General features: G+C 45.0%; 20 protein-coding genes and 2 riboswitches. Of the genes, 14 read left to right on the plus strand and 6 right to left on the minus strand.

The features are described from left to right. Positions 1-137: 137 nt before the first annotated feature. From BM195_RS06440 to BM195_RS06450, 3 genes are all read left to right on the plus strand, one after another. Positions 138-710 carry a TetR/AcrR family transcriptional regulator gene (locus tag BM195_RS06440; RefSeq protein ID WP_090235401.1) on the plus strand — a complete coding sequence of 191 codons (573 nt, stop codon included), beginning with the start codon at positions 138-140 and terminating at the stop codon, positions 708-710. A gap of 225 nt (positions 711-935) precedes the next feature. Continuing rightward, positions 936-1283 carry a DMT family transporter gene (locus BM195_RS06445; RefSeq protein WP_090235403.1) on the plus strand — a complete coding sequence of 116 codons (348 nt, stop codon included), beginning with the start codon at positions 936-938 and terminating at the stop codon, positions 1281-1283. Then, a complete protein-coding gene (locus BM195_RS06450; RefSeq protein ID WP_090235406.1) occupies positions 1283-1597 on the plus strand; it encodes a DMT family transporter in 315 nt (104 codons plus the stop codon). Before BM195_RS06445 ends, BM195_RS06450 begins: the two co-directional genes overlap by 1 nt. A gap of 158 nt (positions 1598-1755) precedes the next feature. Here the strand turns inward: BM195_RS06450 and BM195_RS06455 are convergent, their stop codons facing one another. Together BM195_RS06455 and BM195_RS06460 are read right to left on the minus strand one after the other, a co-directional pair. Next, positions 1756-2817 carry an NAD(P)/FAD-dependent oxidoreductase gene (locus tag BM195_RS06455; protein WP_090235408.1) on the minus strand — a complete coding sequence of 354 codons (1062 nt, stop codon included), beginning with the start codon at positions 2815-2817 and terminating at the stop codon, positions 1756-1758. A gap of 244 nt (positions 2818-3061) precedes the next feature. Continuing rightward, positions 3062-3517 (minus strand): DinB family protein, encoded by a 456-nt coding sequence (locus BM195_RS06460; protein ID WP_090235409.1) that lies wholly within the window; start codon positions 3515-3517, stop codon positions 3062-3064. A gap of 117 nt (positions 3518-3634) precedes the next feature. Between BM195_RS06460 and BM195_RS06465 the strand changes: the two genes are divergently transcribed. The 4 genes from BM195_RS06465 to wrbA all read left to right on the plus strand — a co-directional run bounded on the left by BM195_RS06465 (position 3635) and on the right by wrbA (position 7068). Next, positions 3635-3910 carry a hypothetical protein gene (locus BM195_RS06465; RefSeq protein WP_090235411.1) on the plus strand — a complete coding sequence of 92 codons (276 nt, stop codon included), beginning with the start codon at positions 3635-3637 and terminating at the stop codon, positions 3908-3910. Positions 3911-4094: 184 nt separating this feature from the next. After that, complete coding sequence (locus BM195_RS06470; protein WP_090235414.1) at positions 4095-5180, plus strand: carbohydrate kinase; 1086 nt, start codon at positions 4095-4097, stop codon at positions 5178-5180. Then, positions 5177-6091, plus strand: a complete 915-nt coding sequence (locus BM195_RS06475; RefSeq protein ID WP_090235417.1) for a pseudouridine-5'-phosphate glycosidase — start codon at positions 5177-5179, stop codon at positions 6089-6091. Before BM195_RS06470 ends, BM195_RS06475 begins: the two co-directional genes overlap by 4 nt. Positions 6092-6405: 314 nt before the next feature. Continuing rightward, the gene (gene wrbA, locus BM195_RS06480; RefSeq protein ID WP_090235420.1) at positions 6406-7068 is read left to right on the plus strand and encodes an NAD(P)H:quinone oxidoreductase; all 663 of its coding nucleotides are present in this window, start codon (positions 6406-6408) and stop codon (positions 7066-7068) included. Between the two features lie 190 nt (positions 7069-7258). Here wrbA and BM195_RS06485 read toward each other — a convergent pair whose 3' ends face one another. Beyond that, complete coding sequence (locus tag BM195_RS06485) at positions 7259-8260, minus strand: LLM class flavin-dependent oxidoreductase (protein WP_090235422.1); 1002 nt, start codon at positions 8258-8260, stop codon at positions 7259-7261. Between the two features lie 420 nt (positions 8261-8680). On the opposite strand from BM195_RS06485, the gene gltB reads away from it, so the two are divergent. The 6 genes from gltB (at position 8681) to BM195_RS06515 (ending at position 19590) form a co-directional block, all read left to right on the plus strand. Beyond that, a complete protein-coding gene (gene gltB, locus BM195_RS06490) occupies positions 8681-13306 on the plus strand; it encodes a glutamate synthase large subunit (RefSeq protein WP_090235425.1) in 4626 nt (1541 codons plus the stop codon). Between the two features lie 53 nt (positions 13307-13359). Beyond that, entirely contained in the window at positions 13360-14844 is a 1485-nt protein-coding gene (locus BM195_RS06495; protein ID WP_090235428.1) for a glutamate synthase subunit beta, read from the plus strand. Between the two features lie 605 nt (positions 14845-15449). Beyond that, positions 15450-16517: a dual-specificity RNA methyltransferase RlmN gene (rlmN, locus tag BM195_RS06500; RefSeq protein WP_090235431.1), complete on the plus strand. Its 1068-nt coding sequence runs from the start codon at positions 15450-15452 to the stop codon at positions 16515-16517. A 368-nt stretch (positions 16518-16885) separates the two neighbouring features. Next, positions 16886-18058: a ParM/StbA family protein gene (locus tag BM195_RS06505; protein WP_090235434.1), complete on the plus strand. Its 1173-nt coding sequence runs from the start codon at positions 16886-16888 to the stop codon at positions 18056-18058. A gap of 9 nt (positions 18059-18067) precedes the next feature. Then, the gene (locus BM195_RS06510) at positions 18068-18586 is read left to right on the plus strand and encodes a hypothetical protein (protein WP_090235438.1); all 519 of its coding nucleotides are present in this window, start codon (positions 18068-18070) and stop codon (positions 18584-18586) included. Positions 18587-18936: 350 nt separating this feature from the next. Continuing rightward, positions 18937-19590 carry a DUF421 domain-containing protein gene (locus tag BM195_RS06515; RefSeq protein WP_090235441.1) on the plus strand — a complete coding sequence of 218 codons (654 nt, stop codon included), beginning with the start codon at positions 18937-18939 and terminating at the stop codon, positions 19588-19590. Between the two features lie 27 nt (positions 19591-19617). Here BM195_RS06515 and BM195_RS06520 read toward each other — a convergent pair whose 3' ends face one another. Continuing rightward, positions 19618-21036: a Na+/H+ antiporter NhaC family protein gene (locus tag BM195_RS06520; protein ID WP_090235442.1), complete on the minus strand. Its 1419-nt coding sequence runs from the start codon at positions 21034-21036 to the stop codon at positions 19618-19620. 48 nt (positions 21037-21084) lie between these two features. Further along, positions 21085-22722 (minus strand): BCCT family transporter, encoded by a 1638-nt coding sequence (locus BM195_RS06525; RefSeq protein ID WP_090235729.1) that lies wholly within the window; start codon positions 22720-22722, stop codon positions 21085-21087. A gap of 181 nt (positions 22723-22903) precedes the next feature. On the opposite strand from BM195_RS06525, the gene BM195_RS06530 reads away from it, so the two are divergent. Beyond that, positions 22904-23653: a GNAT family N-acetyltransferase gene (locus BM195_RS06530; RefSeq protein ID WP_090235443.1), complete on the plus strand. Its 750-nt coding sequence runs from the start codon at positions 22904-22906 to the stop codon at positions 23651-23653. A gap of 246 nt (positions 23654-23899) precedes the next feature. On the opposite strand, the gene dapA is transcribed toward BM195_RS06530, so the two are convergent. Next, positions 23900-24817: a 4-hydroxy-tetrahydrodipicolinate synthase gene (dapA, locus tag BM195_RS06535; protein WP_090235444.1), complete on the minus strand. Its 918-nt coding sequence runs from the start codon at positions 24815-24817 to the stop codon at positions 23900-23902. Between the two features lie 112 nt (positions 24818-24929). Further along, a riboswitch (Lysine riboswitch) is annotated at positions 24930-25108 on the minus strand. Positions 25109-25376: 268 nt separating this feature from the next. Next, a riboswitch (cobalamin riboswitch) is annotated at positions 25377-25569 on the plus strand. Position 25570 lies beyond the last annotated feature (1 nt).

Genomic DNA, 25570 nt, shown 5'->3' on the forward strand with positions numbered 1-25570 from the left:
AAATATACGTAGACTCCAGCGGGAGAAAAGGTCTGGGTGAAACCCCAAAACAACGGTCGTGACAGAATAGAAATTGACCGAGAGGATTATAACGTGTAAAATGAATGATAGTCAGTCAGTGAGTTGGAGGACTTAAAATGGATAATAAAAAAGAAGCTATCATTCAATCAGCAATCGAGGTATTTCGTAAAAAAGGGATTGAGAAGGCTACGGTTTCGGACATTGTCAAAGGAGCCGGAATCGCACAGGGAACCTTTTATTTATATTTTTCATCAAAGCTGTCGGTTATGCTTTCGATTGCGGAAGTGATGACCGAAAAGATACTGCATGAAATTCATGAAAATGTACATGAAGCGTTACCATTTCACCGGAAGCTGGAAGTGGTCGTTGATATTGTGTTTGACATGATTAAGGAGTATAGGGAAGTATTTGCGCTGATTTATGCAGGACTCGCTTCTACAGAGTATATGCAGGAATGGGATGCAATTTATGAGTCCTATTACGCATGGTTCAGTCATCAGCTTGAACAAGCAAAAGCAGATGGGGTGGTCAGGGATTCATTGCATCCCGAGCGAACAGCTGAGATCTTGATAGGGTTAATTGAAAACGCAGCCGAACAAATCTATATGTATAGTCATCAGGATGATCACAAAGCTGCGTTGAAGAAAAAGGAGGTATTGGAATTCGCGGGGCATGCACTGGGGATTTAAACCGGTGTGATGTCCTTTCTCCTGTATTAACAGGCAGTATAACCCGCTTCAGGTATTCGTGGTAAACCAGGAATAATCTGTAGGGATCAACTCTGCCCTTAATAGCCCGATTCGTCCAACGAGTACTTAGTGGGGAAGGAAAAGCTGACTGGATGAAGTTTCACTTGATGATTCTTTTACGTAAAATGACTGAATATCAGTCACCATTGGAAGGGGGCGATGCCGATGAATAAATCATGGATCTACCTTATACTTGTATGCCTGCTGGAATTTTGTTGGGTGTGGGGGTTTAATGTTGCTTCCAGCTGGTGGCATTGGGGATTGATTGGTCTTGTGATCTGGCTTGATTTGGAGTGTCTCCGCAAGGCTTGTGAAGCATTGCCGACCGGGACGGTTTATGCCATTTTTGCAGCAGCAGGTACGGCCGGGACAGTTTTGATGGACGCATTTTTATTTAATGGCAGCCTGAATTTAGCCAAAATGGCTTTTATCATGCTCCTGATTGCCGGAGTGATCGGGCTGAAACTTGCTGATCGGGCAGATGAAAAGCGGATGAAAGGGGGCTCACACTAATGGGATGGATGTTTATTTTATTGGCATCGATGTTTGAAATGATTGGCGTAATCGGGCTGAAGCTGATTAGTAAAAATAAGACCTTTAAAAATGGTGTTCTGTATGTTGGCGGGTTTTGTACATCTGTTGCTATGCTTTATCAGGCTTTTTCATACTTGCCAGTAAGTGTCGCTTATGCGGTATGGGTTGGCATCGGCACAGCTGGCGCGGTGGTGGTGAATATGGTGTTTTTTGGCGAGTCGAAAAGCCTGTCCCGGATTGTGAGTCTGGCAGCGATTATTGCCGGGGTTGTCGGGTTGAAGAGTCTTTCGTAAAAGACTCGTCTGCCTTCTCGGCTTTCAAGGGTTAGAGGCAGTCGTTGTGGTAGCCGAAGAGATATTAAAAACGTTCGTTATCTTTTAAAAATACCTGCTGTAGATCGGAACAATTTCACAACAGGTATTTGTTGATACACGTTTTGCCGGTATATGCATTAATGCCGGTTGTTGAGCCACAGTACACCGGATTTGGCCAGACGCGGGATATAGCCGACCATCGATTGTGACATCATTTCGCCGAAGCCTTCCGAGCTGCCGAGTGATCCAAGTGTGCCTTTCAACTTGATTTTGCCTGGTTTTTTCGGTTTTTCCCCATTAAGAACGGCGGCAAGGATATCCGCGATTTGCTCGCCTTGCTGCCGGGCAAGCTGGGCACTTGGGGAATGCTCCGATGATGCGCAGTCCCCGACAACATAAATGTGGGGCTCTTCAGGTACCTGATAAAATTCATTGATCACAATTTTTTCCTGATCGTCTTTTTCAAGCGGCAATTCTCGGGCAAGATAATTCGGGCGCACACCTGCTGTCCAGATGGTGACATCATTTACATAGCAAATGCCATTGTTGCAGACACCGTCTTTTTCGACATAATCGACATTGGCACCATGAATGACTTCAACATCATTTTTTATAAACCAGTCTTCCACATAGTTCTGGATTTTTCGCTCAAATGCCTTTAACACTGTCTGTCCGCGGTCAAGCAGCCGGATATTCAAGTCTGGTCTGCTTTCGCGGATTTCAGCGGCAACTTCAATCCCACTCAGGCCAGCACCGACAATCGTTGCTTTTCCATAGGCTTTCAGGTTACCGATGGCTGTTCCGGTATGACGTGCCCTGTTAAACGTCTGGATACTTTCGGTATATTCAGCTGCCCCTTCAACCCCGTGATAATTATCTTCACAGCCAAGCGCAATGATCAAATAATCATAATGGACCGGTTCACTTCTGCCCTGCAGAATAATCTGCTGGTTTGCTGTATCGATTTTGGTGATTTCGGCGTATACATAGCTTACTTTATCGTGCTCCGGAAAGTCCATGCGTACATCTTTATCAGCTGATGTACCGGCAGCTATCGTATAGAATTCCGTTTTAACCGAATGGTATGGATTACGATCGATTACCGTAATATACAGATCTTCGGGCAAATTTTGTTCAATCAGGTTTTGAATGATATTGACACCACCGTATCCGCCGCCAAGGATGACTAAATGCTTCATGTCAAAAAACTCCTTAAGTATGTATAAGTGCTCTTACTGTTAAGATTACCAAAAGTGTCAATGGAAAACTAGGAAAAGTTAGGAATTATTGATGATTTTATTGGGGAAGGGGGCGGAATATGGAACTTCAGCTGGAGAATGGGCACTTCACTGGAAGAACAGAAGCTTCTCCTAAGGCAGAAAAACGTCTCCAGACGAAAAAACCACGCTGTCCACACGTGGTTTTGAAGTATAGAAATGTTCTTTACTTGTTAAGCACTTTCTTCATCGCATTGATCCGGCCAGTGTGATTACCTTCATGGAAAGCTGCCAATGCCGCAAGTTCACCAAAAGTCTGCGCACCCAGGACAGCTTCCGGTAATTTTTCTGCAAATTTTTCTTCAGGGATTGCTTTGATCCGCTTCAGCTGGCTGTTCAATTGTCCCGCAAGCTCATCGGCACTTGGCACATCGTCAGGCCAGTCAGCTGGTTTGGTGCCATAACCGAACAGATCTTTATAGTATTCCGGAAGATGTTCAGTATTGTCCGGAAACCCGAATAAGAATTGCTCGTTTGCGGTCAGGACATGGCCGATGTGCCAGTGAATATTATTACTGAATCCCTCGGGCTGCATATCAAGCTGTGTCTCCTCCACATTTTTAATTTCATTCATGAATGCGTTGTGTGTAATGCTGAATTGAGAAATGATTAAATTACTCATGCTAACACTTCACTTTTTTGTTGTGGTGATTCTACTATATCAATTTTTACTCTATATCTAAACTATGAAACATCAGGATGGATCGAGTCTTAAACGTAAGCAAAGGTAGTGGTATTTTTGGGATACAAATATGCCAATCATAAAGCCTGGATAAAACCTGGCCGGTTGCCATTCATCAATGCTGCAATATTTATCGTTGTACTGATGATTGATGCGTGGTCGAATACTCAAATTCATCTAATTGCGGTACTGATCTCTTTCCTTTTTGCGCTCGTTCAGGGCATACAATATGTCATTATGGATCAAAAAAATTATATTCAGATTGCGGATGGATTCATGCTGATTGACCGAGGGTTCTCCTTCCCAGAAAAAACTGCTTATCCGTTTGATTGAACGCTGTATCGGGTACGATCCATTACTGATTTTTAAAATACGCCGTGGTCGCGAAGTACAGAACAGTACAGACTGACTGAGAGAGGAAGCGGTTGAAGAAATCAAGCACGTGCTTATCAAAATGCTTGACGAATTTAAAACAAAAGTTTAATATATAAACAAATGTTTAAAAGAGGTTACGATGATGAATGACAAAGAACGAAAGCTTTTTCAGCTGATTAAAAAAGATCCGTATGTATCGCAGCATGAATTGGCGGATGCGCTGGGGTTGTCCCGGCCATCCATCGCCAATCTGATTTCTGGTCTCATCAAAAAAGGTTATATTCGTGGGAAGGCGTATGTCCTGAACGAGCTTGACGAAATCGTTTGTATTGGCGGTGCAAATGTGGATCGGAAATTTTATGTCCAGGGTGATTTGCAGCAGGGAACATCCAACCCGGTCACTTCCACACAAACTGCCGGGGGTGTCGCCCGTAATATTGCTGAAAATCTTGGCAGGCTCGGCATGAATACCAGGCTGCTTACAGTCAGCGGGATGGATAAGGACTGGGATTACATTGCGGAGGCATCTGCTCCCTATATGAATTTGGAAGGTGTTACCCGGTTTGCAGAAGCGACAACAGGATCATACACAGCTGTATTGGATGAAGCCCGGGATTTAATTTATGGTTTGGCGGATATGGAAAGCTTTGATTTGATGACACCCGAATGGCTACAGAAACAGACACCGGCACTATTACAAGCAAAGTGCATCCTGGCTGATTTAAACTGTCCGAAAGCAACCCTGTCTTTTTTAGCTCAATTTTCCGTCGGTCATGGGATACCGCTTATCCTGGTAACCGTATCTGCACCAAAAATGGCGCGTCTTCCAGATAATCTGAATGGACTTACATGGCTGATCACTAATCATGATGAATCCGAAGCGTATTTTAACGGCCATTTTTCTGACAGAGATTTAGCAGATCAATGGCTGGAACTCGGGATTTCCAACGTGATCATCACCAATGGCAAATCGGGTGCCGTTATCAGCAATCAGACAGATGGAGTTTATCATATTCCGGCGGTGGAAACAGAAGAGATTGTTGATGTAACAGGTGCGGGGGACGCTTTTTCAGCAGCTGTAACCTATGCGTGGCTTAAAGGTGAAAAGCTTATTAATGTTGCCAACGCCGGGGTTGTCAATGCAGCTAAAACATTGCAATCGCCTTATACTGTGCGACCTGATTTATCAGCATTACAATTAGAGGGAGATTTGGAGGAACTTTCATGAAACAATATCTTGTATTATCAGAAGAAGTCCGTACAGCCCAAGAACAAGGGAAACCTGTCGTTGCATTGGAGTCCACGATTATTTCGCATGGTATGCCGTATCCGAAAAATGTTGAGACAGCACGTGAAGTGGAACAGGTTATCCGTGACCATGGAGCAGTACCAGCTACAATTGCTATTATGGACGGAAGCATAAAAATCGGTTTGAGTGATGCTGAATTGGAGGATTTTGGGCAAGGTACCGGCATTGCCAAAGTTTCCAGACGTGATTTGCCGTATATAGTGGCGACTGGTAAAAAGGGTGCTACAACTGTCGCAGCCACGATGATTTGTTCCGAGCTTGCCGGTATCCGAACATTTGTCACAGGCGGAATCGGCGGTGTGCACCGGGGAGCAGAGACTACGATGGATATTTCCGCAGACCTTGAGGAATTGGCCCGAACAAATGTGGCGGTGGTATGCGCCGGGGCAAAATCTATCCTCGATCTTGGTCTGACGATGGAATATCTGGAAACCAAAGGCGTTCCGGTCATCGGTTATGAAACGGACGTTTTACCGGCATTTTACACACGGATAAGCCCGTTCCCGGTGAACTTCAGGGCAGATGCTGCAGAAACGGTTGCCTCGACGCTGAAGATGAAATGGGATCTTGGTTTGTCCGGCGGTGCAGTGATCGCCAATCCGATTCCGAAAGCACAAGCCATGCCTGAAGCGGAAATATCAGCGGTGATCAATCAGGCGCTTGAGGAAGCACAAACAAACGGTATAGCAGGAAAAGATGTCACACCATTTTTACTTTCCAAAGTCAAAGAACTGACTGGCGGTAAAAGCCTTGATGCCAATATCGCACTAGTGAAGCATAATGCACATGTCGGTGCGGGAATAGCAGTGAAATTAGCAGAAATGGAATAGAGAAACGTTTAAAGCGACTAAAAAAACACATGGGAGACCTCCCCCCCCCCCCCATGTGTTTTTTACATAGCATCATTTTGTAAGCAATCGTTTATGATATGGATTTCTTGCTTATATGCACGGCAGCAAGACGCTATCAAAAGGCAATATTATTCACATCCACTTATTTGACAGGATATATAAATATGGTTATTATAGTTACATAAAGTAATTAGATAACTTTATATTAGTAAACATATTTTTTGCAAAGGAAGCGATTCATGACAACGTACAGAATTATATGGTAAAAATCGGGGAAGCTAGGTGATGATAACATGGGATTTTTTGAAAAATTACTTGGAAAACAATCAGCAAAGGAGACAAATAACATGGCAAACGTAAAACTGGCAGTTGTTTATTACAGTTCAACTGGAACAAACTATCAAATGGCACAATGGGCTGAAGCGGCGGCAAAAGAAGTTGGTGCCGAAACGAAACTGGTAAAAGTTCCGGAACTCGCACCGGAAGAAGCGATCGCATCTAACCCGGCATGGAAAGAACATTATGAAGCTGCCAAAGATGTACCGGAGGCAACTTCGGATGATATTGAATGGGCGGATGCAATCATTTTCAGTATGCCGACCCGTTTCGGAAACCTGCCTGCTCAGATGAAGCAATTCCTGGATATGCAGGGAGGCCTTTGGGGAGCTGGTAAAACCGTTAACAAAGTTGTCAGTGGTATGACATCAGCACAAAATGCGCACGGCGGTCAGGAAGCGACCCTGCTTGCCTTATATACATCCATGATGCACTGGGGTGCCATTATTGCATCACCAGGATACTCAGACCAAGCGATTTTTGCCGGTGGCGGCAATCCATATGGCACCAGCGTTTCCGTTGACTCGGACAGCAATATGGTAGAAGACGTGGAAGGTGCTGTCAAACATCAGGCAAGACGTACCGTGGATATTGCATCTCGTATTGCAGCAGAAAGCTAAGTAGATCTGCATGAGGATAAAAGCCGCAACCCTAGATAGGGAAGTGCGGCTTTTATGTATGGAGACCGTGTTAAAATCTGGCTGAAATCAGCACAAATATAAAATAAATTGGACAACGATGAAACCCCAGTAATTGGGAGATAAATCAAAAAAGCCTGCTTAAGGCTTTTTTTGATCAGATAAGGTCAATTTATTCCATCAATTCACTGACAATCTCATACGAACGTACGCGTGCCTGATGATCATAAATCTGGGAGGCAATGATCATTTCATCGGCTTCTGTTTCGGTAAGCAGTCGTTCAAGCCCCTGTTTGACGGTTTCTTGGCTGCCGACGATAGTGGAGAAAGAGTTGATCGATTGTTGGACAGCGGCTTTTTCCGTTTCCGTCCAGACAGCATCAATATCGTCAATTGGCGGCTGCAGTTTTGTCGGCTGGCCGCGACGGATGCTCAGGAATTGCTGCTGCTGCGATGTTGCCAGATATTTGGCCTGTTCATCCGTATCAGCGGCAATAATGTTGACCCCAATCATCGCATATGGCTCATCAAGCACTTCAGACGGCTGGAAATTGTCGCGGTACAAATTCAGTGCCGCAATTGTATTGTCTGGTGCAAAATGGCTGGCAAATGAGAAAGGCAACCCTTTCTGTGCGGAAAGCTGCGCACTGAACCCACTTGACCCAAGCAGCCAGATCGGGATATTCAGTCCTTCGCCGGGAACACTGCGCACAGCGGTTGTACCTGCGAAATAGTTTTCCAGCTCTTCAACTTGCATCGGAAAATCCTCGACGCGCTGGTTTAATGTCCGCCGCAGTGCATAGGCGGTTGCCTGGTCCGTACCAGGTGCACGGCCGAGCCCAAGATCAATACGCCCCGGATACAAGGTTTCCAATGTGCCGAATTGTTCAGCGATAACCAATGACGCATGGTTTGGCAGCATCACACCACCAGAACCAACTCGTATATCGTTAGTCGCACCGGCGATATGTCCGATCAGCACAGAGGTGGCCGAGCTTGCGATCCCCGGCATATTATGATGCTCTGCCAGCCAGTAGCGGTTAAACCCGAATTTTTCCACGTTTTGCGCTAAATCTACACTATGTTTAAATGAATGCTCTGGTGTGCTGTGTTCCAGTACGTGTGCCAAATCCAGAACAGATAGCGGGATATTGTTAAATGTTTTCGTTTGCATATGATTCACTCCTTAATAAAAATGATACGACGTTCATATCAGAAGTTCCAATATTTTGCCCAGAAATCATACCTGAAATTCGGCATATACATACCTAAAACAAGCCCTGATATAAAAAATTTTATATTTTTTTGCGAACATGAAACCCCATTGGCTCCAAATCCCGTGTGTTATCTGTATTAAACATGTATAAAAAGTTAAAAAAACCCCTTAATGACAGCGTTTACATTGCTTGTTTTTTAAGCAAAATGAATGAACACAACTTATCTGAATTTTGAGTTAACATATAAAATATGGTATGCTAGTGATACTCTTCGAAAAATTGCCTGCATTTAGCGTAAAATCTTGTGTTCACAAAATGGGCACCGCAGCGCTAAAATCCGATGTACCATTTGAACAACTATAAAAGGAGTTGGTGTGATGATCAGAAACGAATATCCTGAAGCACAGGGATTATATCGTCCTGACTTTGAGCATGAAGCATGCGGAATCGGGATGATTGCAAACATAAATGGCGAAAAAACGCACAACATCGTACAAAATGCGATTAACATTTTATGCAATCTTGAACACCGCGGCGGGCAATCAGCAGATACAAGCACTGGGGATGGGGCAGGGATTTTGACACAGATTCCGCACCGATTTTTCCAGAAACAGTGTGAGAAGGAAAACATTACACTACCGGAAGCGGGCGAATATGGAATCGGTATGGTATTTTTGCCGAGTGACCGTGAGACCCGAATGGAAATCAGGGAAGCAATCGAGCAGATCATTGCAGAAGAAGGACAGACATTTCTTGGATGGCGTCCGGTTCCGACAAATGATTCCTTTATCGGAAAAGTGGCGATGAAAAACAAACCGTTCATTCGTCAAGTTTTTATCCGAAAATCAGATGACTTGACCGATCATATGGCGTTCGAACGGAAACTGTTTGTCATCAGGAAACGTATCGAAAATGAGCTGGCAATCCGGGAAAAATATGCGGAATTGTACGTCTGCAGTCTCTCATCCAATACAATTGTCTATAAAGGGATGCTCATACCGGAACAGTTAGATGCCTTCTATATTGATCTTAATCATCCAAATTTTAAATCCGCACTAGCATTGGTTCACTCTCGATTTAGTACGAACACCTTCCCGAGCTGGAAAAGGTCTCATCCAAACCGATACACCATCCATAATGGCGAGTTTAATACATTGCAGGGGAACGTCAACTGGATGCGTGCACGTGAACAAATGTGCCAGTCAGATTATTTCAGCGATGAAGACCTGGAAAAGATTTTGCCTGTTAATGATGAGGATGGCAGTGATTCCTCCATTTTTGACAATACCTTTGAATTTCTGCATTTATCGGGCCGGTCGATGGCACATACCGCAATGATGATGGTTCCGGAACCATGGGCAAACGATGACGCAATGAAGCAGGAGAAGCGCGATTTTTATGAGTATCACAGTACATTGATGGAACCGTGGGATGGTCCTGCTGCGTTTGTATACACAGACGGCAGGCAAATCGGTGCAAGCCTTGACCGGAATGGACTGCGGCCAGCACGTTATTATGTGACCAAAGACGGCATGATTGTGCTTGGCTCTGAAGTCGGTGCACTTGATATTTTTGCTGACGAAATTTTATACAAAGAGCGGCTTCATCCAGGAAAAATGCTGCTCGTTGACATGGAAAAAGGAACGATTATCCCTGATGAACAGATCAAAATGCAGATCGCATCGGAAAAACCATATAAAGAGTGGCTTTCGAATATGAGGGATCTGGGTGATTTTCCGGAGCCAGCCGAGGAGGCGTCTCTTTATCGTGATGAACAGCTGTTGGAACAGCAGCTGGCATTCGGCTACACTCGGGAGGAACTGGAGAAAATCATCAAACCGCTCGTCTCGGATGGAAAGGATCCGATCGGGTCAATGGGATATGATTCACCACTGGCGGTACTATCCAGAAAGCCACAGCTCTTGTACAACTATTTTAAGCAGTTGTTTGCCCAGGTTACCAATCCGCCGATTGATGCCTATCGAGAAAAAATTATTACGATGGCACAGACGACCATTGGTGCTGAAGGAAATCTGGTAAAACCTGATGCAAAAAGCTGCAAACATATCCGTCTTGAGACACCTATTCTGACAAACAGTGAGCTGGAGAAGCTTCGTTTTCAGCAAGAGCCCCGGCTCCGTGCCAAAACGCTGTCCACATTGTTTGATGCAGCAGAAGGCAGTCTGGAGAAAGCACTGGAAAACTTATTTGCCGAAGCGGATCAGGCTGTTGATGATGGTATGACGACATTACTTATCTTGTCTGATCGCGGTGTCAGCACAGATAAAGCTGCAATACCCGCACTGCTAGCAGTATCTGGCATGCATCACCATCTGATCCGACGGGGCTTGAGGACTACAGTCAGTATACTGGTGGAATCAGGCGAACCACGGGAAGTTCACCATTTCACCGCATTGCTAGGTTACGGAGCAGAAGCGATTAATCCGTACTTGGCGTTTGATACCATTAGCGAACTCGCGGAAACAGGAGCAATCGAAACGACGTCGCCGGACCAGGCTGTTGAACAGTATATTGATTCAGTAACTGACGGTATCATTAAAATTTTATCGAAAATGGGTATTTCAACGATTCAAAGCTATCGTGGTGCGCAAATTTTTGAAGCAGTCGGCATTGCATCTGATGTTGTGGACACATATTTTACCGGAACCGCAACAAGACTTGGCGGAATTGGACTGCAGACGATTGAACAGGAAGTATTGCTCAGACACCAAAACGCTTTTACCGAAAATCGCGGCGGTAATCGCACGTTTGATGCTGGTGATGAGTTCCAGTATCGCGGTGATGGCGAGGATCACCAATACAATCCGCGTACCATCCACATGCTGCAGCATGCCAGCAGGATGGGCAGTTATGAATTGTACAAAGAGTATTCTAAATTGCTGACTGATGAACGTCATAATCTCCAGTCATTGAGAGGGCTAATGCAGTTTAAAAAACGTAAGGCTTTGCCGCTCGATGAAGTGGAATCGGCTGAGTCAATTATGGCACGGTTCAAAACGGGCGCGATGTCATATGGTGCCATTAGTCAGGAAGCACATGAGGCGCTGGCGATTGCCATGAATCGTATCGGCGGAAAAAGCAATTCTGGTGAGGGTGGCGAGTCACCTGAACGGTTTACACCGGATATCAATGGGGACTTACGCCGCAGTGCTATCAAACAGGTTGCTTCAGGGCGCTTTGGTGTGAGCAGTCACTACCTTGTTAATGCCGATGAAATTCAGATAAAGGTCGCGCAGGGTGCAAAGCCGGGTGAGGGAGGTCATCTGCCTGGTAAAAAAGTTTACCCGTGGATTGCCGAAGTGCGCGGCTCAACACCAGGTGTGGAATTGATTTCACCACCGCCGCATCATGATATTTATTCGATTGAAGATTTGGCAGAGCTGATTCACAATCTGAAAAATACGAACCCGGATGCGCGTATAAGTGTCAAGCTTGTATCAGCAGTCGGTGTCGGTACGATTGCAGCCGGTGTTGCCAAAGGGCGTGCTGATCATGTGCTGATCAGCGGCTATGACGGTGGTACTGGCGCGGCTCCGAGAACGAGCATCAAACATACCGGACTACCGTGGGAAATCGGTCTTTCCGAAACCCATCAGACACTTTTAATGAATGGTTTGCGTGACCGGATTGCTGTTGAAGCAGACGGAAAAATGATGACCGGTCATGATGTTGTTTATGCGACACTGCTCGGCGCGGAGGAATACGGCTTTTCTACAGCCCCCCTTGTCGTGCTCGGCTGTGTTATGATGCGCGTTTGCCACCTGAATACATGTCCTGTAGGTGTAGCAACACAAGATCCCGAACTGCGGAAAAAATTTATGGGCAACCCTGATCATGTCGTTAATTTCATGCAGTTCATCGCTGAGGAAACCCGTGAAATTATGGCCGAATTAGGTTTCCGGACGATAAACGAAATGGTGGGGCGGACGGATGCACTGGAACGAAAAACATCCATTGGCCATTGGAAGGCAAAAGATGTTGACCTATCAGCACTTCTGTATCAGCCGGATTTACCGGCAAAAGTTGGTCGTTACAACAGTGTCAAACAAGATCATGGCATCAAAAAATCACTCGATTATCAGGAACTTATTCCAAAATTCGCACCTGCCATCGAGCGTCGGGAAAAGGTATCGTTCACAACGGGGATCCGCAATATTCATCGTGTAACCGGAACACTGCTCGGCAGCGAGATCACCCGGCGCTATGGTGCGGCAGGGCTGCCGGAAGATACGATTAATCTGACGCTGAAAGGATCAGCCGGTCAAAGTTTCGGCGCCTATATTCCAAATGGCATGACACTGAGGCTTGTAGGTGATGCCAACGACTTTGTCGGCAAAGGATTGTCCGGCGGGAAAATCATTGTACATCCGGATCCTGTTGTGACGTTTCAACCCGAGAAAAATATTGCAGTCGGAAATGTTGCTTTTTACGGGGCATCAGCCGGAGAAGCCTACATTCAGGGAATTGCTGGTGAACGGTTTTGTGTACGTAACAGTGGTGCCAGTGTTGTCGTGGAAGGTGTCGGTGATCATGGTTGTGAGTATATGACCGGCGGCAATGTTGTCATTCTTGGTTCAACCGGCCGAAATTTTGCAGCCGGCATGTCCGGTGGTACGGCTTATATATTTGATGAAGATGCCACTTTCCATACTAAAGTGAACCAGGAACTCGTGAGCGTCGAACCGCTTACGGATAAAGCCGAAATGGCGCGCGTCCAACAAATGATTGAGAAACATTATGAATATACAGGCAGTTCGCATGCCAAACGGATTTTGACGTATTGGGAAAATTACGCAGATCAATTCCTGCGCGTTATGCCGAATACGTATCAGCAAATCCGCAATCGTATCGAATTTCTGCTGGACAGCGGATTATCAAAAAGCGATGCCGAATTGCAGGCATTTGAAGAAAATCATCATAAACCAGAAGAAGTCACACAAAAAAGAAAGATCCCGAACCAGAAAAGCCTGATTCAGGCATGACGGGGTGAGAGGGGGCCAGCCAATCTATAGCATGCATAACAAGGAGGAATTGAATGGGAAAACAAACCGGATTTATGGAATATGAACGACAAGCACAAAAAGAACGTAATACGGCTGAACGTATACAAGACTGGTCGGATTACACAGCACCGATGTCCGAGCAAGACATTCAAACCCAGGGGGCGCGCTGCATGGATTGCGGCGTCCCGACCTGTCATACTGGGATGGAGATTAATGGTGTAACGACCGGCTGCCCGGTTTATCATCTCATCCCGGAATGGAATCAACTTGTTTATGAAGGAAAATGGAAAGAAGCATTGGATCGCGAACATGAAATGAATAATTTTCCGGAATTCACGGGTATCGCTTGTCCAGCGCCGTGTGAAGGGGCATGTGTTCTTGGGATTAACGAACCGCCCGTGGCAATCCGGACAATCGAGCGCTCGATTATTGAAAAAGGATTCGAGGAAGGCTGGGTTGTCCCGAATCCACCGGAAAAACGCACCGGCAAAAAGGTGGCCGTTGTTGGATCTGGACCGGCCGGGCTTGCTGCAGCTGCCCAGTTGAACAAGGCAGGTCATTCTGTAACCATTTTTGAGCGTGATGACCGTGTTGGTGGTCTGCTGACATACGGCATACCGGAAATGAAACTGTCCTATGATGTAGTCGAGCGCCGTGTGGCTATTTTGGAGCAGGAAGGCATTACGTTCATCACGAACACTGAAGTTGGCAAGGATATTACAGCATCTGAACTGGAGGCGGAATTCGATGCAACGATTTTGTGCGGCGGTTCAACAGTCCATCGTGACATTCAAGTTGAGGGAAGCCAGCTGAAAGGCGTTCATCATGCGATGGATTTTCTGCATGCCAACACCAAAAGCCTGCTTGATTCAGATCTGGCTGATGGCAATTATATTTCAGCAGAAGACAAAAATGTCATCGTTATTGGCGGGGGAGATACTGGCACAGACTGTTTGGCAACAGCTGTCCGCCACAATTGCAAGAGTCTGACACAGTTTGATATTTACGATAAAAAACCGTCCGAACGCGATCTTGATTCAAACCCGTGGCCACAGTATCCGGTCATTCACCGCGTTGAATACGGCCATAAGGATGCGGCCGGCAAATTTGGCAAAGATCCGCGTGCCTACGCTGTCATGACGAAAAAATTCGTCGGCGATGAGAACGGGCATATTCAGGAAGTGCATACGGTTAACGTTAAACTGCGCTATGAAAAAGGCAAAAAAATCCGCGAAGAAATCCCGGGAACCGAAAAAATCTGGCCTGCCGATCTTGTACTGGTTGCCATTGGATTTACCGGGCCGGAGCAGGATTTACTTGATCAAATGGAAATTGAACGTACTGACAAATCTACTATTAATGCGGGATATGGTGATTATAAAACCAATGTGGATGGTGTCTTCGCAGCAGGTGACATGCGCCGCGGCCAAAGTCTGATTGTCTGGGCAATCAATGAAGGTCGGGAAGCTGCACGTGTATGTGACCGCTATCTGATGGGCGAAACAGTATTGCCGTAAACAAAGCCTGGAGGCTTCTCCAGGCTTTGTTTACGCGATTCGACGAGGAGTCTCACTCCTCGTTCAGTCCAAACTCGTGCGACAGCAGTCCGGACATGATTAGCCAAAACAAATACATCACATCTTCATCCTGCATTCACAAAATTTTTCTTGTAAAATAGTACGAGCTAAACCTGTGCCGGGAGAGATTGGCCCGTTCAGCACATCAGCAGGCAATCAAAAATGCCAGTCAGCAAAACAAATGGTGATAGGTTCTCGGTTTTTGAACAATTATAAATATCGGCTGGAATGACACGGTTGCATCACAGAAATCTAGCAATCTATATGAAGACAGTTTTGAAATTTTTACAGGGGAAAGTGAGCAGGAAAGAGATTATTCTGGTCTGTGAGCGGCATATCCCACCATAATGCGTGGTGACCTATCAGTATCCAAAAGCAGGACAGCAAAGACCTGATTCTACCCATGCGTACTTGACATTGAAATGCTGTAAACTGGTTTCCCTGAAATAATAAATACCATACAGCCATTCCATTTGCCACATTGCTCTCGATCCCATATTATAGTACAATAAATCATTGAACGTTTCGAAATGAGGGATACACATATGAGCAGAAAATCCATTTACGGATTAACATATGAACAACTGCAAAATTGGCTTACCAATCATGGTCAACGCCGTTTTCGCACTGATCAGGTGTGGGACTGGCTCTATAAAAAACGCATCAATCAATTTGCCGAGATGAAGAATGTGAACAAAGAAACGATCGCATTGCTTAAAGAAAATTTTGACCTGCATACAACGACCGAGGAAATCAAGCAGGAATCCGAGGATGGTACCATTAAGTATCTTTTCCGATTATCAGATGGCAACTTGATTGAAACGGTATTAATGCGTTTTAACTACGGCCTTTCCGTCTGTGTCACGACACAGGTCGGCTGCAATATTGGCTGTTCGTTCTGCGCCAGTGGACTTCTCCGGAAAAATCGCGACTTGAACAGCGGGGAGATCGTCGAGCAGATCATGAACGTCCAGAAAGATATGGATATGAAGGGCGACGATGAACGTGTCAGCCACATCGTTGTTATGGGAATCGGTGAGCCTTTCGATAATTTCAGCAACCTGATGGACTTTATCCATGTTGTCAACGATGATGCAGGATTGAACATCGGTGCCAGACACATCACCGTGTCAACGAGCGGGCTCGCTCATAAAATTTACGAATGGGCAGACACCGGAACACAGGTTAACTTGGCCATTTCCCTGCACGCACCGAACAACGACTTGAGAACATCCATTATGAAAATCAATCGCGCCTTCCCGATTGAAAAATTGATGAAGGCTGTTGATTATTACCTGGAACATGTCAATCGGCGGATTACCTATGAGTATATTATGCTGAAAGATGTCAACGATCACAAGGAAGACGCGGAAGAACTGATTGAACTTCTCTCTGATAAGCGTCATTTGTCATATGTAAATCTGATTCCGTATAACACGGTCAGTGAGCATGACCAGTACCAGCGCAGTGATTCATCGACCATTCAGGCGTTTTACCAGACATTAAAAGAAGGTGGCATTCAATGCGGGGTCCGCTGGGAAAATGGTGCAGACATCGATGCTGCATGCGGACAGCTTCGGAGTAAACAGGTTAAGAAAGAGACTGCTGGATAAGAAAATGCGTCCCTAAATAGGGGCGCTTTTTTCATGTGATTTTTTTATGTATTCATAGTCCCTTTTTTTATTTATTCTTGAACCTCTCTGAGGCGAATGTATATTCCAATATATGTAAGTACACAAATACGCATACAAGTGTACAATTTGTGTGCTGAAAGAATGCAAATTTGTTTGCAAGTAAACAAATGTGTATATATTTTGATATAACAGTGTGTGCAGTAATGTATGCAAGTATACAAAAAAGAACACGAAAAAAGTCGGATTGCGTATTTTTGTTGAAATGATTATTCTAATGGCAGGGGACATTCAATAGATAAGTATTTGAAAACCTCTATAGATCATTTTCTCGAGAGGAGAATCACGACATGAAACATTCAAGAATAGCAGCAGTAGATGTGGGAAATGATGCCCTCAAAGCAAATTTTGGGAAGATGGAAAATTCGTGTTACATCCCTAATGTCATTGCTAGGGATATGGAGGATAGGCCGGTCATAGGCATTGAAGATCTGGATGAAAAGGATCCGATTGATAATCTGCACATCCGGGTACACTCCCCTGCCCTGGAGGAGAACAATGCGGTTTATCGAGTTGGGACACTGGCGACGAAAACAAATAACTCGACTGAACTTGATCAGGGCAGCAGCAAATCCGAGGAAGACCAGACATTGGTGATGCTATTTGCCTCGATTGCCTTGGATGCTGTCAGCAGCAATTCCTTCAAAGCAGGCAAAAATGATGTTATTGATGCAAATTACACATTGGGAACTGGCCTGCCGTTAAGGGAAGTAAAGGAAGGGAAAGATGTCGGCTACCGTTCGCAGCTGCTTGGTTCGGTCCACCAGGTTGAATTCTTGGTTACACCGCAGTATCAGGGCAAAAAAGTTAATATCAAATTTGATGAAGTGAAGGTTTATCCTGAAGGCTTTGCTGCATACGTGAATCTCATCATGGATAATGAATTAAATGTGATTAGTCAGGAATTGATTGATAAACAGATTCTGATTCAGGATATCGGCGGCCTGTCGACCGATATTGCGGTTATCCGCAATCGGAATGTTGATGATGACAAGGCGCAGGGTTTTCCGCTTGGTGTTGCTGAATCCCTGGAGGAAATCCGTGATGAAATCCGGACAAGACACGGTGTGGAATTGGACAGCCGCAGGGATGTTGTCGATATCATCACCAGAAAGAATGATCGTCATCATATCATGGTTAAAGGCAGCCGGACGAATATTCATGATATCACGGACCGGATTTTGCTGGAACTGGCGAAAAAAGAATACCGGAACCTCCGTAACGTCTGGCAAAGAAATTCCCAGTCGGAAATCTGTTATTTTGTCGGCGGCGGTTCAGCTGTATTAAAAGATTATCTCAAAGCGCTTAATAACAAATTGGACGGTTTTAACATTGATTTCTTTGAGGATGAGCAGGAAAGTATCTGGATGATGGCCAATGCGTATTATAAGCTGATCATGGATTTTGTGAATAAAAATGCACAGTCCAATGCAAAGGAAAAAGCCGCAGCAGAAGAAAAGTAGGGTGATATCATGCAAGGGTCTAAAAAGCATATCGAACGCGGACAATCGATTACATTCCGTATCCCATCCGATACACCTGATTATCTGTTAAAACAGTTGCAGAAACTGAAGGAAACTGAACGGCGCAATTTTTCCAGTCAGATTGCACAATATGTTTTAAAGGGTGTCAATGAAACATTCACACGCGAACGCGAGACCATAACAGTCCCGCTTCCCCGGCAGCTTACCAAAGAGCAGAAAAACTGGCTGAAGCATGAACATTCGGAAGCGTTGATAGGCACAATTGTTTATCAACTGCTGCAGGATCCAATTCGGGCAACATCGATTTTGTCGACATTGAGCAGCAATCAGCCGATGGAAGCCGAACCATACCCAGAACAGGATTCAGCCGAAGCACCAGTGGAAGACGAGCCTGATCTGGATGCGGTTGACCTTAATCATTTAGGTGAGCTGCATGAAACAGATCAAAATGCGGAACAGCCCGAAGAAGACCCGCTGGCGGACTTTTTCTCCAAAATGAATAAATAAAGGCAGTTTCCTACTAATCGTTTATTGCTTTTCGTTGAAGCTATTGAGCAGTCCGAATACATGCAGATGCCTGCGGGAATGACGAGTTAGGCAAGATTCCAGAACGTTTTGCCCGGAAATGCTGGCTATTCACTCTCGAACATTAAAAGTGCATTCGGGCTGTAGGTTATCTGTTCTGGCTTTTTTAATGCGTAAGTTTTAGGAGTACAATACCGTAATGAAAAGGCAACAGAGTTCATAACAGGTTAAGACATTTGCAGAAATTTATCCACCCTGTATCCGGTGTATTCCAATCCCTGTATAAGATCCTGGATTTCAATCAAACTATCTGTAGAAAGGGGTTTGATACAGTGGCATTTGATTGGATATGGAAAGCGATTTTGATTGTAATTGCAGGGACTTTCCTTTTGCGGCTTGCCGGCAGAAAATCCATCTCTCAGATGACTCTGCCACAAACGGTGATCATGATTGGGATCGGTTCCTTGCTCATCCAGCCGGTATCCGGAAGTAATATTTGGGTCACACTGGCTGTTGGGGCAATCCTGATCACAACCTTATTTATTATGGAATATGCCCAGGTGAAAGGTAATATATTTGAAAAAATCATAACAGGTAAATCAAAAGTGTTAATTGAGAATGGAATCGTCAAAGAGCAGAACCTGAAGAAGCTACGGATGACCGTTGATCAGCTTGAGATGAATTTGCGGATGAACAATGTCAAGAAAATTGACGATGTGGAATGGGCAACACTGGAGCCAAACGGACAAGTCGGCTTCAGCCTCAAAAACGATGCCCAGCCCGTTACGAAAGAAGAATTCAATCAGTTGTCTTCAGATGTCCAGCAAATCTTAACCCAATTGTCCGCCAATGACCAAATCAACCAGCTCAGAACCCAATTGAACGAACTGAATAACCAGATTGCCCAAATGAAAACACAGCGGGATATGTTTAAAGAACTCGACGAAGAAGCACCCAAACACCCCTCGCCAAGACATTTACAGTAATGGCGGGGGGTTTTTAATTTATCTTTTTTAAACAAAAAAGAACCCAACAGCAAGGTAAATTAGTGCTGCTATCCCGGCTCCGACAGCGCAGATTTTTAACTTATAGCGAGCATAGTCGACCAGTGGCATTTCCAGTATCGATGCGGTGGTAATCGTTGTGTCCCCAAGGGGGGAGGTCATCGCCCCGAACGAACCACTGGCAAATACGGCACCAACCGTCAGTGGAATGGACGCACCTGTGGAGACGGCCAGCGCCATTCCAAGCGGCATGAATATCCCCCATGTTCCCCAAGATGAACCGAGAAAATAACTGACCACCGACCCAAGTACAAAAACAATCGCAGGTATCGTAAAACCTGGTAAAAATGAACCAAGAGTAGCGTTAATAAAGTTAGAAAAGCCCAGATCTTCAGTAACCAGTGACAATGCCCAGACAAGAATGAGCAGGATAATCGCCTGCATGAGCTGGTTGCCGCCGTCATAAAAATGGAAAATAGTCTCTTCCATCGATTGCCGGCGAATCATGTAAAATACAAAAGTCAGAATCAGGGTAATAAACACAGCAAGCAGCATGACAAACGTTGCATCAGCTTCCGAAAATGCCTGGAAAATGGTGTTCGCTCCTTTAGCCACGCCATCCTGCCATAACAGGAATAACGACAATCCCAGCAATAAAAAGAGTGGAATAATCAGGTTCCACGGCTGTGCTTTAACCGTTGACAGCTCTTTTTCAATGCCGGAACGATGATAGTCATGACGCTGATCATTTCCTTTATCCTTCGCTTTTGTTTGTGGCCTTTCGTTTTCAGAAGACGACCAGAATGTCCGGATAAGCCCAATGATCAGCATGACGATCGCAAAGAAATTAAACAGAATGCTGAGTAGGAAGATTTGATATGGATCCATGTCCAGATTATGTTTTTGGACACCACTTTCTACTAGCGATATCATAAATCCGACAAACGCGGTTGCAACAGGTAAAAGGACAATAACCGAACTGGTCGAGACATCCAGTGTGAATCCTACTTTGCGTTTGGATATGTGCATATCTTTCATGAGCGATTTTACGACTGGCCCAATCATCATCGTTCTGAACATCGGCATCATAAACGTGAACGGCAGTGTCAGCCAAATTAATCCGAGCAATCTGCGCTGGGATTCAATTTTGTCACCGACCCATTCGGAAAAGCCTTTAATACCACCTGAAATTCGCATCATGCCAATCAGACCGCCAAACAGATACAGGAAGCCAATGATTTTGATGTTGTTTGCATCGGATAACGTTGTGACAATATAATCGACTGTTTTTTGGGTTCCGCCAAGTACGTTAAACTCAATAAGCAATCCACCAACGAGAATTCCCAGTACAAGGCCGGGTAAAATTTTCTTCAGCCGGATCGACAATCCGATCACAACCACAAACGGAATTAAGGAAAGCCATGCCATCTTTCAGTCCTCCCTGCAGGTTAAACAGAAGCAAAGACCTCTGAATATTTAGTCGTCAACATTCCGATCCTCTAATGCCTCCAATGCTGAACGCTTTTTTTTCCGTTTCCGCATTCGTTTTAATATGTCGCGTCGATCGATGTGGATTGTCGGCGGTTCATAATCTTTGGAAGCTCGTATATCCTCGTTGGAAGCTTTTATGAATGACCAGGCCAATAACCCCATAATGAACAGGACAGGGAATCCGGCAACTATACTGGCTGTCTGCAATGTTTCCAGATCACCGATGAACATCAGGACCAGTGGCATCAGGCAAAGAGTGAATGCCCAGAATAATCTGTTCCAGCGAAGTGGTTCAGATTTAACTTCTTTTTGGACAACTGCCGAGAGTATATAAGACGATGAATCAAACGTTGTGGCAAGGAAAATAGTCGCGAGAACAGTGAACACTGTAACCATGATTCCGGACATCGGAAGCTGGTTTAGAATGGCGATGATCGCAGCAGGTGCACCATTTTCATTCATAAAGCCGACAACGTCAAAACTTCCGGTTAATTGAAGATGAATCCCGAAGTTGCCCATGATGCCGAAGAACAGGACACTGCCCAGTGTTCCGTAGAGCATTGTACCGAAAACCATTTCCTGAATGGTCCGCCCGCGCGAAATTCTGGCCACAAACAGCCCGACAAACGGTGCATAAACAAGCCACCATGCCCAATAAAACACAGTCCACGCTTCCGGAAATTCGGTTTCGGTAAAACCTTCAACGTTGGCAAACGGTTCCAGCCATGTTGCCATTTTGAAAAAATTGTCCAAAATGAGACCGAGGCTCGTAAAGGTAGTTTCACTAATAAATAACGTCGGACCGAACAAAAACATAAAAGCAAGCACAAAAATGGCAAGCCATAAATTGATGTCACTCAGTACTTTGATCCCACGGCGCAGACCGGAATAGGCACTGACAGCAAAAATACTGGTACAAATAATCATGATAACAGTTTTCATCAGCAGTGTTACCGGTAAGCCTGTTATGTCATGGACACCTTCTGCAATCATGGGGGTTCCTAAAGCAAGCGTTGTTCCGGCACCACCCATCAGTCCAAACATGAACAGCACATCAACAACCGTACCAAGCGGTGTATCAACTAACCGGCCCAGAACTGGTCTGACGGCTTCGCTTATTTTCAGGACGGGTTTTTTCCGGACGTAATAAAAATAAGCAATCGGTAAAGCAGGCAATGTATAGATAGACCAGGCAATCGGTCCCCAGTGGAAAATACCGTATGAGGCAGACCAATCAACCGCTTCCTGAGATTCGCCTTCTATTCCAAACGGCGGCCCCTGATAATAGTACGCCCACTCGATCATGCCCCAATAAAGGATGCTGGAACCGATTCCTGCGGCAAACAGCATGGCCGCCCATGATATTGTACCGAATTCTTTATCTGTATCTTGATCACCAAGTTTAATATGACCATTTTTACTGAAGGCAACATAAATCAGAAATGCAAAAGCTGCCAGCCCAAATATTAAATACATGACACCAAAGTTCCCGGTCATGAAGTCATTCGCCATATTGACGATTTCTGTTCCCGCTTCCGGGAAAACCGCCAATGGAATGGAAACCGCAAGCAGCAGAAATAACGCTCCTAAAAATGTCGGCCAATCAATCAAATTCTTGTTCATCATTTTTCACCCTCTCTACCGATAGCTTTTCAATATGTTTGCAGGATATTCACTGATAATGAAATGTTTGGATGATCACTGGTCATTTAAAGAGTTTACCAGTAAACTGGATTTATAGCAGTGCCAAAAAAGAACAATGGGTAGACGTGAATTTATCTAAACAGAGAGGGAGAGGGATTATATGGGTGCCTTTGACAGACTAGCCATTTACCGGAAAGTCAAAATCGTTGAAGGCGAAAACTTTGTAACCATTGAGGATACAAAAAATCTGGCAGAGGTTGAGATGATTGAACTTGTCCGTCATTTTATGGAGGATCTTGCTTTTGAAGAGGTTTCGAGTGTAAATGTTTTGGTGAACAGTCAATTTTCAGAGTCGGTTGATCGATTGCTGGAGAGGGAAGGTTTTCAATTGCATGATCATGTGGTGATGGTCCGAAAAGAGCTAGATGATTGGGCTGATACGGACGAGGCTCTTTTTTCTTTGCGTTCAATGAATGAATTACCGCTTGAGGAATTCACACGTGTATGGCAGGAGGCGGCAGCCGATTCACCGAATGCCGCACCAATTATGGACATGAACGAACAAATGCAAAATGTCAGGAGGGAATTGGGTCTGGCCTATCAGTCTACGTGCAGGCTGGCATATGATGGCCGTACACCAATTGGTGTTGTTATGCCACATATCGAACCAGATACGCGCGATGAAGGAAGACTGTTTTATATTGGCTTGATTCCTGAAGAACGCGGTAAGGGCAAAAGCAAGACGCTCCACAAACAGGCATTGCAGGTGCTGAAGGATGATTTCGGAGCTTCATATTATATTGGGTCGACGAGTGAGAAAAATACCCCGATGCTAAGAACATTTGAAGCGAACGGATGCATCGTGATTGAGCGGAACCGGGTTTATACACGCAAAATCGTACAGGCGTAAAGATCAGTTTTGATGAATTCGTGGAAGTTGAGCTGGATTCGGCTGATGTTCACAATTAAGTGAGATTAGCAAGCAACGTTAGTCGTCACGCCGATTGATATAATAAAAAACCCGCTGCATAAACGCGATAAACGTCCATAGAGCGGGTTAAAAACCTCAGCCTGCTTCGGTTATTTTCCCCCGCATGTAACGGACAGTAACCCACCAAAGAACGGCGGCAAACTGTCCATAAATGTCCGATTCTGTTCAACTAACATTCAGCGGAGAAAAACGTTCCGCTGAATGAAGTTTCACTTTATGCGGCGGCAGCATTTGCTGCAGCTGCTGTTTTTCGTCGCCGGACAGTGGAATCATTGGCAGACGAACGTCTCCAACATAAATCCCCATCATGTTCAGAGCGGCTTTTACCGGGGATGGACTTGGCTGTTCGAACATCGCCTTCATCACCGGCAGGATTTCCTGGTGGATGGCAGCCGCATGATTCACATCGCCGTTTTGGAAGCTTTGGATCATTTGCTGCATGTCGTTTCCGATAATATGGGAGGAGACGGATATAATCCCGTTACCTCCGATCGCCATGACAGGAAGCGTCAAATTATCATCGCCGCTGTAGAGCGTGAAATCGTTCGGTGTTTTGCTAATAATTTCTGTCATGGTATTAAGGTTGCCGCTTGCTTCTTTGACAGATACAATATTATCGATTTCAGCTAGTCGGGTAATGGTTTCCGGTGCAATGCCTACTGCACTCCGGCCCGGGATATTGTACAGCATCACAGGAAGGAATGTTGCTTGTGCAACTGCTTTATAGTGCTGGTACAGACCTTCCTGAGAAGGCTTGTTGTAGTATGGTGTCGTGAGCATGATCGCATCGACGCCAGTCTGTTCCGCCTGTGTTGTCAGCTCGATGGATGCCCGTGTATTATTTGAACCGGTTCCTGCGATGACGGAAACACGTCCATCAGCAACTTGTGCGACGAAGCGGAACAAGTCCAGCTTCTCAGTATTTGTCAACGTCGGGGATTCACCAGTTGTTCCTGCGATCACTAGTCCATCCGATCCATTTGCGATTAAATAATTGACCAATGTACGTGTTGCGTGGAAATCGATATGACCATTTTGATCAAATGGGGTCACCATGGCTGTTAATACTTGACCGAAATTCATCGCTTTTCACACCCTTTTGTAAAGTTTAAAAAGGGCTATCCCCATTTTTACCATAAAAAAACAACAACGAGGGGTCGCTGTTGCAGCAGAAACGTCACTTAACCGTCTCTCAGCGCAAGATAGCCCTCCATATAGTCTCCTATATGACAGTCCTGTATTTATTCAATACCAGAACCAACATTGAGAATATGAGGTTCTCTCCGTTTCGGCGAATCCCCCTTTCCACAATCATCACTGGACCTCATCATCCTCTGATTGCTTACTGATGGTCTTCGCACCTCTATCCCACTTCAACGTATTGAAGCAAGAAAATATACGATTAAATTTAATCTACCATAAAGCTGCTTGGATTTCAAGGTTATGAAAGGAAAAAAGCTGCTGATGCAAGGAGGGGCTGAGCAGCTTAGAAGAAGGAGGGAGGTTGAATTGCAGATGATTTTTCTATGTTCCTGAACAACAGATCGGGTAACTTTTCCTTAAATCTATTGCATTGTCTATTATTCTATGATACGCTTTGAATACAATATATACTAATAAAAATCGCATAAATACACTAGATATAGTGTTCGCGAGTTAAGGTGACATGTTTTGTCTTAAAAGGGAATCCGGTTCAAATCCGGAACTGTCCCCGCAACTGTGAGTGAGACGAATGGGCTGTCCACTGTATCGCAGGCTCTGCGGCAGCGGTACGGGAAGGGGTCCTAGTAGGTGGAAGCACAAGTCAGGAGACCTGCCTCAGCTTGGACGTTTCGA

Origin of the sequence: Lentibacillus halodurans (assembly GCF_900112045.1) — a bacterium.
In the GTDB taxonomy this organism is placed as follows: Bacteria; Bacillota; Bacilli; order Bacillales; family Amphibacillaceae; genus Lentibacillus; species Lentibacillus halodurans.